At 58.7% G+C, this 14,348-nt stretch carries 10 protein-coding genes and 2 pseudogenes; 9 read left to right on the forward strand and 3 right to left on the reverse strand.

The features are described from left to right. Positions 1-188: 188 nt before the first annotated feature. From HV796_RS37030 to HV796_RS46095, 4 genes and pseudogenes are all read left to right on the forward strand, one after another. Positions 189-311, forward strand: a pseudogene (locus HV796_RS37030) (IS110 family transposase); the annotation flags it as partial. Between the two features lie 1,257 nt (positions 312-1,568). Then, on the forward strand, positions 1,569-1,997 hold the full coding sequence (locus tag HV796_RS37035; RefSeq protein WP_175232817.1) for an antibiotic biosynthesis monooxygenase family protein: 429 nt from the start codon (positions 1,569-1,571) through the stop codon (positions 1,995-1,997). A gap of 214 nt (positions 1,998-2,211) precedes the next feature. Further along, positions 2,212-2,580 carry a helix-turn-helix domain-containing protein gene (locus tag HV796_RS37040; RefSeq protein WP_175232818.1) on the forward strand — a complete coding sequence of 123 codons (369 nt, stop codon included), beginning with the start codon at positions 2,212-2,214 and terminating at the stop codon, positions 2,578-2,580. A 97-nt stretch (positions 2,581-2,677) separates the two neighbouring features. Then, positions 2,678-3,391: pseudogene (locus HV796_RS46095) on the forward strand (IS701 family transposase); the annotation flags it as partial. 881 nt (positions 3,392-4,272) lie between these two features. Here HV796_RS46095 and HV796_RS37050 read toward each other — a convergent pair. Then, entirely contained in the window at positions 4,273-4,770 is a 498-nt protein-coding gene (locus HV796_RS37050) for a hypothetical protein (protein ID WP_175232819.1), read from the reverse strand. Between the two features lie 243 nt (positions 4,771-5,013). Here HV796_RS37050 and HV796_RS37055 point away from each other — a divergent pair, with 243 nt between their 5' ends. Both HV796_RS37055 and HV796_RS37065 read left to right on the forward strand, forming a co-directional pair. Continuing rightward, entirely contained in the window at positions 5,014-5,412 is a 399-nt protein-coding gene (locus tag HV796_RS37055; protein ID WP_281369971.1) for an AAA family ATPase, read from the forward strand. Positions 5,413-7,593: 2,181 nt separating this feature from the next. After that, positions 7,594-8,415: a site-specific integrase gene (locus HV796_RS37065; protein WP_425497109.1), complete on the forward strand. Its 822-nt coding sequence runs from the start codon at positions 7,594-7,596 to the stop codon at positions 8,413-8,415. Positions 8,416-8,551: 136 nt separating this feature from the next. On the opposite strand, the gene HV796_RS37070 is transcribed toward HV796_RS37065, so the two are convergent. Beyond that, the gene (locus HV796_RS37070; protein ID WP_175232822.1) at positions 8,552-9,907 is read right to left on the reverse strand and encodes a sensor histidine kinase; all 1,356 of its coding nucleotides are present in this window, start codon (positions 9,905-9,907) and stop codon (positions 8,552-8,554) included. Then, positions 9,894-10,577 (reverse strand): response regulator transcription factor, encoded by a 684-nt coding sequence (locus HV796_RS37075; RefSeq protein WP_175232823.1) that lies wholly within the window; start codon positions 10,575-10,577, stop codon positions 9,894-9,896. Before HV796_RS37075 ends, HV796_RS37070 begins: the two co-directional genes overlap by 14 nt. 160 nt (positions 10,578-10,737) lie before the next feature. Here HV796_RS37075 and HV796_RS37080 point away from each other — a divergent pair, with 160 nt between their 5' ends. The 3 genes from HV796_RS37080 (at position 10,738) to HV796_RS37090 (ending at position 14,299) form a co-directional block, all read left to right on the forward strand. Continuing rightward, complete coding sequence (locus tag HV796_RS37080; RefSeq protein WP_175232824.1) at positions 10,738-11,415, forward strand: response regulator transcription factor; 678 nt, start codon at positions 10,738-10,740, stop codon at positions 11,413-11,415. 149 nt (positions 11,416-11,564) lie between these two features. Continuing rightward, complete coding sequence (locus tag HV796_RS37085) at positions 11,565-13,055, forward strand: efflux transporter outer membrane subunit (RefSeq protein ID WP_175232825.1); 1,491 nt, start codon at positions 11,565-11,567, stop codon at positions 13,053-13,055. 56 nt (positions 13,056-13,111) lie between these two features. Beyond that, a complete protein-coding gene (locus HV796_RS37090) occupies positions 13,112-14,299 on the forward strand; it encodes an efflux RND transporter periplasmic adaptor subunit (protein WP_175232826.1) in 1,188 nt (395 codons plus the stop codon). The last annotated feature ends 49 nt before the right edge of the window (positions 14,300-14,348 follow it).

Here is a 14,348-nt window from a genome sequence, read left to right on the forward strand (position 1 = left end):
AGGCGTCAGTGGCGCCTTTACGGCGAAAATCTACTGGCGCCTATATGCCGAAAAACTTGTGGCGCCTAAGCGCCGAAAAGCCCCTGGCGCCTTTATGCCGAAAACGGTTTGGCTCCTTAACGGCGAAAGTTCACATTACATGATGGTCGGCGCGATAGCCCGGCAGTGCACACGGTAGCGGGGCCGCAAGCCTCGTCGAACGGCGTGGCTACTGGAGAGCAGCGGTAGCGATCGCCGCCAAAAATGCGAGGATGGCTTGGGCCATTCTGAAATATGGCGTCGACTTCAAGCTTGAACTGACCGATGCATGATTCCCTTCGGGCAAGCAATTGCGGACAGATGACAAACCGAACATGGAGAATAGAAACGATCACTTTGCACTGCCAGCGGTGATGTGAAGCGGGTTGGACCCGCGCGGGGCGTACCTGACCTGTCAACTGGGAATTTGAATCCCGGAAAGCGAATGAGGTCCTTGCGCGCGTCTTTCATCAGGGTCCGGGCCATTGGCCCAATATGACCGGTTGTAGTTACGCAGTCCTTCACCTTCTCACATGACGTCGGCAAGGCAGCATATGGCGATAGAAAATCTTTAGAACTCTTGTGCTCAACGGGGAAGCCCTTGTAGTTGGCAGAGGTACGCATGGCCCACGGCCACATTTCGGAAAGGCGCGGGGCATTGCGCAAACCGATGCGCGAGTCGTCCGGCCGGCATCTACAGTGCAATGGTCAAAATTCAATTTTATTTTCGGCATCATGGTCAACAGTATCAAGAATTCCCCCTTCACGGCACCGGCCAGGTAAGCCACCAATCGGTCGGCCCGACCGCCGCCCTGGCACCAGTGATCGCTCACGCTCTCCCTTACCTCGCCGCATGTCGTCTGCTGCCGGGCCGATGGATTTTACCTTCGGGTCCCCAGTGAGAGAGCTTGCGAATGCGCTAGCTAAATCTTTCAACCGGTTCTATGAGGAAGGCAGCGCTCGAGCTATTCGAAAGTGCTGGAAAAACATATGAGAATGCTAAAAATTCCCGGGATGTCGCCAAATAGACTATGGAGAATAGGGGCGGCTTCCCAGCCCGGTAGAGAGCTATATTTGAAGATGATCTATTAAATCGGTGATTGCAACATTGGTTATAAACGTTTTGGTTTTGAATGCATTATTTATGACGGAAACAATCTAAAATATAAAGTAACTTACGCGTTGCGTGCGCCATAAGTGAGTTCGAGATAAAATCAGAACTGGCAATTTATTTGGTTTGTGAGGCTAAATGAATGAGCGTTTCATCGAAAAGCTGAACGCAAGATGATAATTCCATCCGTTACAGTTCGAGATGGAGCCAATAGTCGACCAACGATTGCACGGCAGACAGCGGGACGCCTTGCGGCAGATCGTTTACTTTTTCACGATCGGATCATCCGACGAGGCTCGGAGGTAGACGCAGGTCGTCAATGGTGGCTTGGTGCGTATAACGGTTGCGGAATTTGAAGTTCCGAATCTAATGATTCGGCGCTAGTCGACCTCAATTGCGGGGTTCGTTATGTTATATAAATTTAAAAGGAAGAAAATCTATGAAACGCTTTATTTCGGCACTGGTTCTATCGTTTGGCGTGATCGCATCCTCAAATACGATCGCCTCAACTAACGACGCACCCGTGATGCCAGATCACGCGCCAATACACCACGATATCTACATCACACTTAAAGATAAAAGCCCTGACGCTGTCCAAAGGCAGCTCGAACTCGGCAAGAAATATCTGACCAATCATCCAGGGGAATTGTCGTTCTCTGCGACAGTTCTGGCGCATAATCTAACGCGCCATAAGCAGGTTCCCTATCTTTTCAATGAGGATAACTTCGACGTCGCTTTTCATATGGTGTTTTCCGGCCGGCGTGCGCACGACGAATACCAAGTCTCCGATGCGCATGTTAAGCACTTTATTCCGGACAGCAATCCAAACTGGGTAAAGATCCGTGTTTTCGATTCTGTAGAACGCTAAGTGAACCTGGTAAATCTGTTTGAATTTCGCTAGCCTGGCGCCCTCTTGATGCCAGGGTAGCGGATGAAGTGTGTGGTAGAGCTGAACGAGGCCGACAAAGTAACCTTGCTGCATCTTTTGATCAGTCACCGGTATCGTGACACGCGCACGTGGGCGGCGGCCCCGTTGATGCTCGCGCAGGATCAACCCCAAGGTCATCGCCAGGCAGCCTGGTGTGAGCGGACAGAGTATCTACAACTGGTCGCACACATGGTGCGACAGCGGTGTCTGCGGCCTGACGGGCGGCCATAATGGTGGCCGTCCGCCTGCGTTGTCTGACGCAATGATCACCACGGCCCTTGAGGTGGCGCAAACTGAGTCGTTGCCCCTTGCGCAGATTGGACAACGCGTACAAGTCATTTACGGAAAACCGCTGCCGTGCCGGATCGAAACGCTCGGTGAGGCGCTCAAGCGCGAAGGCTTCTCATTCAAACGCAATCGCTACGGCGGATACGGCGCCAGATTTCAAGTCAATTTCTCGCGAACACTTAAGCCATTCTGTGACTGTGCGTTCGCTGCGGATAAGTACTGCATCTATAGCTAGTTTTTCTATTATATTTTAGTAATGCCACTCAAAATATGAGGGACGAAATCATCTCGTAAAGGGATGGGAGTATGAACTTGAGGCGTTAAATGCGCGTCTGGGGAACCATTTCAGTCTGTCTGAATCGCGGGAGCGGTCGTTGTCCTATCTGAAGGGACTGCTGGGCAGGGCCGAACGCAAGAACGGCTGGCAGCTCGCCGAACGGATCGGTGAGTCGACCCCGGGCGGTGCGCAGTACCTGCTCGGGCGTGCGAAATGGAATACGGACGCCGTGCGCGAGGTCTTGCGTCTTCACCTGGTTCAGCAACTGGGTACACGCGACGCCGTGCTGGTTGTAGACGAGACCGGCTTCGTCAAGAAAGGTGAGCAATCGGCCAGCGTGCAGCGTCAGTACAGTGGCACAGCAGGCCGTATTGAGAGCATCCAGATCGGGGGGCTCTGCTATGCCGGCCATGGGGGTGGTGCCGTCATCGACTGCGAGCTTTATATGCTTCGGGTGTGAACCGACGATCCCGCGCGCTGCAAGGCGGCGGGCATTCCCGATGCAGTGAAGTTTGCGACAAAGCCACAGTTTGCCCGTGTCATGCTTGGGTGGGACGCTGGATGACGGCGTGCCGTGCGGCTGAGTGAGAGGCGACGAGGTATACGGCGGCGACCGGCATTTGCGGCTATGCCTGGAGTCGCGCGCACAGCCCTTCGTGCTCGCTGTGACGAAGAATGAGCCCTACGTGCGCGGACAGGATCGCAGCGAGAAATGCCGACCGACGCATAGCGACCTCTGTCGGCGGGCTCCGGTGTCAAGGGCGAGCGTTTTGTACGACTGGTGTCAATGATCGCCGCTATGGAGCCAAACCGGGATTGGCGTATTGGCGTCACCTCAGGATCGCCGTAAAGGCGCCAGCCGATGATCGGCGTAATGGCGCCACCAACGCCGTAATTGGAATGTGTTTCGAACTTCTATCAATGAGTTATCCTTCACAAGTTTTGTTCGGGGGAGCCGTGGATAACAGGAGGTAGTGGGTAACCGCGTCCCCTCTCGGAAACGCGGCCCTCGAAGAACGGAGCAGCCGTGAATAGACTCTCGGGTAGAAGCGACGTGTAGGTCCTCCGCAAGTAGTAGATTACGCAAAGGGACATGCATATCTATGTCCGCCGAAGGCGATATAGCAAGCCGGCGCAACGGCCAACCCTGAGTATTCGTTTGCAAGCGCACCCGTAAACTCGAAGCTGACGGTAGAAATGTCGGTGCATTACGAGAACTTATTCAGTAGACGGGCTATGCAAAGATTGGTTGGTGTTTTGTGACTTGGCTTGCGTGCGTTGGTACGTTGTCTACTCACCGAGTTTTCGCAACCTTTAGGAGATGCTGGCTAGGCGCGACTTTACATCACCCGCCAGTGCATCGATGGGGCATCAAGCTAATGCCGCTGCTCGAAAAGAAGTTTCGTAAGCAACTGGTTCCGGGTTTCGATCGAAATGAAGGTACCAGTCGCTAAGAATCAGGAGTGGTGTGTGCTGTGACGAACGGGATCGCGGCGCGTGACGCCGGTAATGAAACTCGAGTCCGAAGCGCAGCAGCAGACGGCGGAGATTACTCCCTTGCATAAATAAGCGAACGTAAATTGACGTGATACTCTAGGATTCATGTAGCTTAGGTTAAAGATTCCGCGCGCACGTCGCAATGACGATGAGTCACTCTTCATAAAGGGCCTTGTAGTGCTCCCGATTTGCCCGGATATTACCAAAGTAATTTTCTGACAGTATGTCTGGGTCCAATCCATTTTTATTCCGATGCCCCTCAATTATTTCTCCATTCGCCTTAACGAGATGTTTAACGCTGCCCCGATTATTTCCATCATCGATCGAGAACTTCTTAATGTTGATTGGCTGGTAACGATCGCGCGGCTTTTTGGGGGGGAGGCATTGTTTCTTGCGCTCCTCTATCTCATACGTCTTTGCGAGAGAGAAGCGCATCGCGGTGTCGGAGGGCAGTGCCCCGGTTTTTGCTGCTTCATTCGCGTTATCCAAAAAACGTATTTTCCCTGGCGCCAACGCATCCCTGGCCTTCAGCAAATTCTCAGAGGTACGCGGATTGTTGGAGGCTTTCTTAGGAAACGACTCGCCTAGTGCCGCATCGATCTCATCTGCAGTGAACGAAGTCGATGGTAAGTTAGGTTGAAGTTTAGGCATGTATGTATCACTCGACAATCGTAGTGTTTGTCAATGTTACGCGCCGCTCTTGGACACCCGACCACCACCGCGAAACAGCGCCTGAGCGACCGTAAGCGATCACCGGCATTTGCGAAGTGCGCATTTATGCAAACCCTTCGAGTTTGCGCGCGGCCGGGGCGAGACCCCGGTGAACAAGCGGAAAAACCATCGCATCGCCCCCCGGCGATGCACGCAAGGTCGCCATAGTCCCTGCGTAGCCCAATACGCAGCGAACACGCAGGAAATCGTGTCGATCAGCCCGGGCCGCGCGATGTGATCGTGGTCGATGAGGCCGGCATGGTCGGTAGCAAACAGCTGGGACGCGTGCTCGACACTGCCCACCAGTCGGGCGCAAAGGTCGTGCTGATTGGCGACGCCAAGCAGCTTGTTGCGATCGAGGCGGGGGCCGGTTTCCGGACCATTTCGGAGCGGGTCGATGCGCAGGAGCTGACCGAAATTCGCCGGCAGCATGCGGGATGGTCGCGGCAGGCGAGCAGGGAGATTGCGCGCGGCGACGTCCGGCGCGGTCTGGACGCCTATCAAGAGCGCGGTCACACGCAGATGCTGGCGAGCCGTGACGAGGCGCGGGGAGCACTGATGTCCGCATGGGGAAGACCGTGAGAAGGCGGATGCGCAGGCGATCATGGCGCCCGAAACCGGGACGTGCGCGCGCTCAACGAGGCGGTGCGGGAGGCACGACGGGACGCTGGCGAGCTGGGCGAAGGCCAGCGGGTTTCAAGGAGCGGGGCGTACGGGAATTTGCCCAAGGCGACTGGTTGGTGTTCCTGAAAAATGACGCCACGCTGCTGGTGTGTAACGGCAGTCTCGGCACCTTCGGGAAGGTGAACGGCGGCAGCAATGCAGGTACGACTCGACAGTGGCGGCACGGTCAATTTCAATACGCAGAATTACGGACATCTCGACTACGGCTAATCGCCGTTGTGACCTTGACTTCGATTTTAGCTGGTATGTCGCTTCCCGGAGCACGGAATTTTGGATTGGCAGCGGGTCGCGAAGTCACGGAGCGTTCCTTCAAATGCTGGCCGGCCCCCCCCCGTCAATTTAATGGGACAAGGGCCGGTTGAAACGACATAACATAAAGGCTTGGAAAATCGGGACCATGCGCCACCTAGCCATGCCTTCAGTTAAACTACACCAAACGTCCATTGTGTGATTGGGTTTTCCCCCACGACCAGTTTATTTATTAAACTGCTTGTGTTTACATTGACGTATTTTTTGTCAGGTGTCTGCATGTAATATGCGGAGGATCCGGCATTTAAAAGCAAAAATTTCGTCGCCTTGGATGGGGTGTCCAATTTTAGCGCGCCCTCGGATTCTACGTAGGATATGGGTGTGGGCAGATCCCTAATGCTGATCAGTATCTGGGCCTTATCCGCGGGGGCATGACTAAAAGACCAGCACTCAGTGTTACCCGCCGACGGAAACTTCGCTGCAATTGAGATAGACATGATATAAGAATTGACGGAAGTTGCACTTCCCCAATTGTAAGAATTGCCATCTTGTGTGCAGCAAATAACATAGCGCATTTTTGCTCCTTGATGACGTTTCGGCGCGTTAGCGTTACCGGAGTCAATCTTTGAAAAACTGATGACTTATGACGATCGGGAAGAACGGTGATGGTCGTCAAGGGCGTCAAGGGGTATTGACGACTACCATTCTCTGTACCGAATTCGCTTTTTCAGCTTCTCGTATACTAGTTTCCTGCCCTCTCGATTCCGTACTTTTTCATTTAAAATAGATAATGACGTGGGGCTATCCTGTGTGTGCCGGGTCTGGCTGCCCCAGACAATTTTTCCGTCACAAATCGCGTTATCAGGCAGGCCGGGAGCGCCCCTAATTGGTGAATATGACGATGGTTTGGGAGGATAACATAGAGACCATTTTAAATGGTGACAAGTTATCGATGTCATTCATGACAGATCTTGTCAGATTTGAAATGGAAAAAATCTCGCTTATGCAAAATGGTTGATTGGGATAATTGGTTGTGTGCAATTCGGATGTGTCGGTCTGTTATGTCGGAGCCGTTCCGGTTTGGCGGATTGAAACTGGTTGGAGCCTGTCAAAAACTCTCGCCTCTGGCAATTGACCGCGTGACGATCTCCGGAGATTGGGGGGCGCAACTGACTTTTGTGTTACGGGGGCCACGAGGCGCTCTAAGTTCGGCCGTGGCCGTGGCCACGGAGAACTGATCCGACCCTGACGGGGTGCAGGCGTCGCCTCTATATGTGATAAGGCAGAGATGCTATGGGGGAGGCTGCGAAAGCAGATTCGTATAGACGGGAGAACCGACGAGTCCAGGTACAGAAAAACTCCTGACGAGTTAAAAGGAAAGCTTACCGACGCCGCGATTCGCAGAGTCGATCACATCTATGACGAGGCGGTACAACTGGCTGACAGCCACCCTGGCGATGTAGAGGCTATCCGCAATTTCATGGACAGAGTTGGGGATTTGTTCGATGCCGTGAGGACAAGAGTCCGCAAACTGATGACTGAGTTTGCTGAAAACGCCGCCCAATGGCGTCAACGACTGCCGCAGAAAATCGCGGATGAATTTGTAGTTATTTTCAATATGATCAATGCTTTTTTGGGGTGGGCTTATCGACGGGCATCTTCGGTTCATGCTTGCCGAGGGACGGTTGGACGCTGGCGCACGCTTTCATAAAGAGGGCGCGAGCCTGCCATGCGAACCACGAACCTGCCGGTTGCGCCCCATGGCATCACTGCCCCAACGCTGATTCTCGAAGCGAGATCGCGCGCGGGTATCCGTTTCCTGGAGTTCTCGTGTCGGCGATCCGCAATCCGCACACGCGGCGGGCCTATGCGCGCGCGGTGGGGGATTTTCTCGCCGTGGTGCAGCGGCGCCGACGTGAGTTCGATCACGGCCGTGCAGCCGCTGCATGTGGCAGCGTGGAGCGAGCGGCAGACGCAGACGTGCTCGGCGCCGACCGTCAAGCAGCAGTTCGCCGCGATCCGCCACCTGTTCGACTGGTTAGTAGTGGGCCAGATCGTGCCGCACAATTCGGCGCGTCGGTGCGCGGGTCGAGTCATTCCGCGAAAACGGGCAGCACGCCGGTGCTCGACCCGACGGAAGCGCGGCAGCTGCTCGACAGCATCGATGTGACGACGTCCGCGGGCCTGCGCGACTGCGCACTGATCGCGCTGATGGTGTTCTCGTTCGCGCGGGTGGGCGCGGCGCTCGCGATGCGCGTCGAAGACGTCTACGTGCAGCAGCGACGCCTGTGGGCGCGCCTGCGCGAAAAGGGCGGCGAGGCACATGCGATGCCCTGCCATCACACACTCGAGACGTACCTGTATGCCTACCTCGAAGGGGCACCTGCGGTTGCGGGACCGCAAGCGTCGACACGATGTCGATCGCCCGGGTCGCGGGCGATGATGGGGCCGTTCGCCGGCCGCGCCAGATCGGCGCGCTTCGTCAGTCTTCTATGGCCGCCGCCCGTCACGAAGTGTACAAAATCCGGGGGAGCAATTTCAGACGCGGCATTGACTGTCCGCGAGTGCTACGACGCACGCCGTGTTCGGATTCCCGATGTTCCGAGTGAGTTCGGCGAGCGCACGCGTCAGACGGAAAAGATCATGGCATGACATCTCTTCCGGTGCTGTTCGGCAACTGCGCAGGGTGCCGGGAGGAGAGTTGGCAAGTGAACAGTGTGATCAGGAGGTAGCGTCGTTTGCGGAACAGTTCGTCTTGACGCCGGGCGCGCACGCTATGCACGCGGCACTACTCGGTTGGTTTGTACAACAGGACTTCGCATCCGGGCGTTGCGTCCTTGAAGCAGATTGACATGCCGTGCATGCCGGCCACCGCCAGCGCAAGGCTCAGGCCCAGCCCGCTGCCGGGCGTGTGACGGCTCGCCTCACCGCGATAAAAGCGCCGCAGCACCGCTTGCTGTTCGGCGGGCGCAATGCCGGGCCCGTCGTCCGAAACGGTGACGCCGGCGCTGGTCCTGTCCCGGAACACGGTGATCCGCACATGGCCGCCGTGCGGTGCGAACTTGATGGCGTTTTCCACCAGATTGGCGAGCGCCTCGAATAGCAGGTTCGGATCGCCCTGAATATCGAGCGGCCCCGATACCGCTCGTTGCAGTTCGAAGGCGATCTGCTTGTCCTCGGCAGTCGGATCGTAGAACTCGAACACGTCATCGGCGATGGCCGCCAGATCGACCATTGTGAATCCCGAGCGACGCACGCCGCTTTCAATCTCCGAAATGCGCAGCAGCGCGTTGAAGGTGCGCAGCAGCCCACCGGTTTCGACGATGGTCTCGTCGATTGCCGCGCGATACTCCGCGCCGGTTTTGGCGCGGCGCTGCGCACGTTCGAGTCCGCCGAGCATGCGTGTTAGCGGCGTGCGCAGATCATGTGCAATTGCATCACACACACCCTTGACCTCGTTCATCAGCCGTTCGATTTCGTCGAGCATACCGTTCACGACGCCGACGAGGCGATCCATGTCGTCGCGTTTCGAATGCATTGGCAGACGCCTGCTGAGATTGCCGGCAACGATTTCCTCGATCGAGGCGGTCACCGCGTCGAGCCTTCGCATTGCGGAAATGCCGATCAGGCTCGCGCCGACCAGGCCGATCACAAGCGTAATCAAGGCGGTGGAAAGCAGCGCGTGCAGCAGTTCTTCGTCGAAGTGGTCGAGCTCGCGGGTGTTCTGGCATTGCAGCGCGATGCGGCTATCCGGCACGCGCGCGGCGATGCATCGGCCTGGCAGGTGGTCGGGCAGCTTCGCGAGCCGCATGGAAAACGGTTGGTCGAAGACCGGAATAGCCGGCAAATCGCCCGCGTAGCCGCCAGCAAGATGTTTGCCGGTAGCGTCGAACAGACCGAACGGGCGTTGGTGGCGCGGATCGAACTGGTTTTGATGTTCGAATCGCGCGACCAGTTCGTCCGGCTCTTCGCGTTGCAACTCGGCATGTTCGCGGATCAGCCAGTCGTCGATGCGCTCCTGTTCGAAGCCGGTGATCTCGCGATACAGGTAGCCGAACAACAGTATCGCGACCGCGCCGAACAGGATCAGAAACAGCGTGGCGAGGCGAAAACCGGTGGTGCGGTGCAGGTCAGTCAGGCGCATGGAGCATGTACCCGGAACCGCGCACGGTATCGATCATCGGAGCCGTCCCTTCCGGGTCCAGCTTCTTTCTCAGACGGCTGATGTGCACGTCGATCACATTGGTCCGCTCGTCGAGCCGGTAATCCCATACCGCCTCGAACAGCATGGTGCGGCTCACCACCTGCCCCTCATGCTGCATCAGGTATTCGAGCAGCCGGTATTCGCGTGGCAGGAGCGGCACCGGCCGGCCGGCGCAGGTCACTTCGCGTTTGAGCGGGTCGAGGCGCAACCGGCCGACCTGATATTCCTGCACACCCGGCGCCGCTTCGCGTCGGCGCATCAGCGCGTCGAGCCGCGCGGTCAGTTCGATGAATTCGAACGGCTTGGTCAGATAGTCGTCGCCGCCGGCGCGCAGACCGCGCACGCGTTCGTCGACCGCGGAAAGCGCGCTCAGAATTAATACTGGCGTGAGCACACTGGCGCTGCGCAACGCCGCAAGCATACCGAGCCCTTCGAGTCCGCCGGGTAACATGCGATCGAGCACAATGGCGTCATAACTGTTGGCGACCGCCAGCATCAGACCGTCGCGGCCCGTGCTCGCGGTCTGCACATTGCAACTGTGATCGGTGAGCGCTTCAACGATCTCCGCGAGGGTTTGCTCGTCGTCTTCGATGACCAGTACGTTCGACATGCGTTTTCCAGAAGTAAGCGCGCGGCGCGGCTGTGCGAGCCGGCCATTTACACTACGCTCGTATCTACGACGTTCCGAAGTATGCCGCGCGAAGCTGCACAGGCGTTTCGCGCCAACGTTAAAAAATTTTAATGTAAACCATTATCCATCTATTTAACGCATGCGGATCCTGCTGGTCGAAGACGATATACGCGCGAGCCAATTCCTGGCTCGTGGCTTGAGCGAGAGCGGTCTCATTGTCGACACCGTGGCCGATGGTGCAACCGGGCTTGCCTACGCACGCGAGGGCATTTACAACGTGATGGTGACCGATCGGCTCCTGCCGGTGCTCGACGGCATCGCCTTCGTGCAGCAATTGCGCGCTGGCGGCGATACCACGCCGGTGCTGATGTTGTCCGCGGTGGGTGGGCTGAACAACCGCGTGGAGGGCCTCCGCGCGGGTTGCGACGATTACCTCATGAAGCCCTATGCCTTTGCGGAAGTGCTGGCGAGAATCGAGGCGCTCGCGCGGCGCGCGGATCGCAGCCGGATGAGCGAGCGGCTCGAATGCGCGGATCTGGTGCTCGACACCCGGGCGCGAACCGCGACGCGTGGTGGGCGCGCTCTGCACCTGCAGCATCGCGAGTTTCTGTTGCTCGAATGCCTCGCGCGTCGGGAAGGGCAGGTGGTGACGCGCAGCATGTTGCTCGAGGCGGCGTGGAATTACGATTTTGAACCGCGCAGCAATATCATCGATATGCACATGCATCGGCTGCGGGCGAAGGTGGATCGCGATTTTCCCGTGGCGCTGATTCATACCGTGGTGGGTGCGGGTTATGTGCTGAACCCGAGGCCGTAGCGGACGCTTTGCCGCGACATGGGCGGCGTCGTGGATGCGCGTCGACGGCGTATTTCGGCGCATTAAATTTTTTTCATTATTGGGCGAAAGCGCCGACAGGACCCGCTGACTACTCTGGCAACATTCCCATGTTGCCGGAGCGTTCTCCCATGTCAGGGCTGTCCCATTCGGCGCCGTTCTCGCGCGTCGTCAGGCCTCGTGCGCCTCGTCTGGCGGTGCGCGCGGCCGCATATGCCATATATGCCGCAGTCTGCGCGCTGGGCCTCTCGGGTCTGTCCGGATGTTCGCTCGTGCCGGCCTATCGGCGGCCGAGTGCGCCGCTCGCGCAACACTTGGACGGCGCGGCGGGTGCGTCGCTCGCCGATACCGTTCCCGTCAGGAGCGGCTGGTGGCGCGAATATCACGACCCCGCGCTCGATGCGTTGGTCGAACGCAGCCTGCGCAACAACTTCACGCTGGCGTCCGCGATTGCGAGCGTTGAACAGGCGCGCGGCAACGCCGAAAAAGCCGGCGCGCCGCAGTATCCGTTGCTGTCGCTCGGCGCTACCTTCGACCGCGCTCACCAGGGGCGTGGCTCGACCACCAAAACCCAGAGCCTGTTCGCCGAAGCCAGTTACGAGGTCGACTTCTGGGGCTTCAATGCCGCCAACGCCAGCGCGGCGGACTTGCTCGCGCGCGCATCCGGGTTCGATCGCGATACGGTGGCGTTGACGCTGACCGCGTCGGTGGCGGACACGTATTTCCAGGTGCAGAGCCTGCGCCGGAGCCTGGCGATCGCACGATCCATCGCCGACGATGCCGCGCACATTCTGCAATTGCTGCTCGCGCGACAGGAGGCGGGCATCGCGACGGAGCTACAGGTGCAGCAGCAGCGCAATGCGCTCGCCACCTTCCACGCGGCGGTGCCGGCGTTGCAACAGCAACTGGACACCAACACCCATGCGCTCGCCGTGCTGGTGGGCACCGCGCCTGAGCAGTTCACGGTGAATGATGCCGCGCTCGACGGCATCGCCATTCCGCAACCGCGCCCGGATCTGCCGGTCGGCCTGCTGGAAACACGCCCCGATATCCGCTCGAAGGAAGCGCAGTTGCAATCGGCCAATGAGAGCGTCGGTGCGGCGCGCGCGGCCTTCCTGCCGAATATCGTGCTGACCGCCGACGGTGGGCTCAGCAGCAAGTCCCTTTCGCATTTCCTGTCGAGCCCGTTTGCGAGCCTCGCCACGTCGCTGGCCGCGCCGCTGTTCGACGGCGGCGCACTGCGTGGTCAGTTGCACGCAAGCCAGGCCGCGGAAGCCAAGGGCGTTGCCGATTATCGGCAGGCGGTGGTGACGGCACTGCAGGACGTCGAGGATTCGCTCTCGGCGGCGCAACAGCAGCAGCTCGCTGAAGCCGCCGACCAGGCCGCCGCCGATGCCGCCCGCAAAGCGGCCACGCTCGCGCAAGCCCAATACAGGCTCGGCACCGTCGACTTTCTAACCGTACTCGACGCCCAGCGCACGCTCTATCAGGCCGAAGACACGCTGGTGCAGGCGCGACTTGCGCGCCTGCAGGCGTCGGTGAGCCTGTTTCGCGCGTTCGGCGGCGGCTTCGGCGTGACCGATAGCGGCACCGCTTCCACTTCCACGCCTTCCCGCTCATGAGATCTGCTGATTTTCCTAACCACGAGGCGCCCCGTGCGCGCCGTCGCGCGCCGCTCGTGGCGGCGTTCGTTGTCCTTGTCGTGATTCTTGTCGCGTGGTTATGGCCGCGGCATCCGGTCGTGATGCTCGCGGCTGTGGTGCCGGTCAATGCCGGCCATCCGGTGAAAAGCGACTTTCCGATTCGCGTGGCCGCCGTGGGTACGGTCCTGGCGCTCAATACGGTGGACGTCAAAGTGCGTGTGGACGGCCAGTTGCAGCGCGTAGCCTTCACTGAAGGGCAGGATGTGAAGGCAGGGCAGTTGCTCGCCCAACTCGACCAGGGCCCGCTCACCGCTCAATTGCATCAAGCGGAAGCGGCGCAACGCAAGGACCAGGCATCGCTCGATAATGCGAGGCTCGATCTCGCGCGCTACGCGAAGCTGGTCGGCATCGGTGCGGCGACCACCCAGGCCGTGGACACCGCGAAGGCGCAAGTCGAAGCACTTGCCGCCACGGTCGCGGCAGACGCTGCGCTGGTGCAGAGCGACCGTCTGCAACTGAGCTTCACCACGCTGAGTGCACCGTTCACCGGCCGCGTCGGCGCGCGCGAGGCCGACATCGGCGCGATCGTGCATCCCACCGACACGACCGGCATCGTCACCGTCACGCAGATGGAGCCGATCACAGTGCTGTTCTCCGTGCCGCAGGACGTGCTGCCCGACCTTCTCGCGAATCAGGGCGCCGCGCCTTTGGCGGTGAACGTCTCGACGCGTTCCGGCAGCACGGCGCTCGCCGACGGCACGCTCGTGTTCATCGATAGTACGGTCGATCCGACCACCGGCCAGATCAAACTCAAGGCCTCGTTCACCAACAAGGATCGCGAGCTGTGGCCGGGCGAGCTGGTGAATGCGCGCGTACTGTTGCGCACCGATACGCAACGGCTCGCCGTGCCGAGCCGTGCGGTGGTGAATACGCAGAACGGCACGCAGCTTTACGTGATCGACGCGAATGGCACGGCGCAGATGCGTGTGGTGCAAACCGGCGTGACGGTCGACGGTATGACGGAAATTCGCAGCGGTGTCGTGTCCGCGGACCTCATTGTGTTCGATGGACAAAGCCGTCTGAACCCAGGCGTGCGTATGGCGCCGACCACGGTGCCGACAGTGGCCCAGGCACCGGCCAACGCAAACTCCACGGGCAGCCAGACTATTGAGTTTCCCATAAAACATGACAACCGATTCGATGCTGGCGCGTTATATCTCTAACGGATTGAATGGAGATACGCGCCATGGCAAAGAAGCCGTTGGACGAGGC

Source organism: Paraburkholderia humisilvae (assembly GCF_902859855.1).
In the GTDB taxonomy this organism is placed as follows: Bacteria; Pseudomonadota; Gammaproteobacteria; order Burkholderiales; family Burkholderiaceae; genus Paraburkholderia; species Paraburkholderia humisilvae.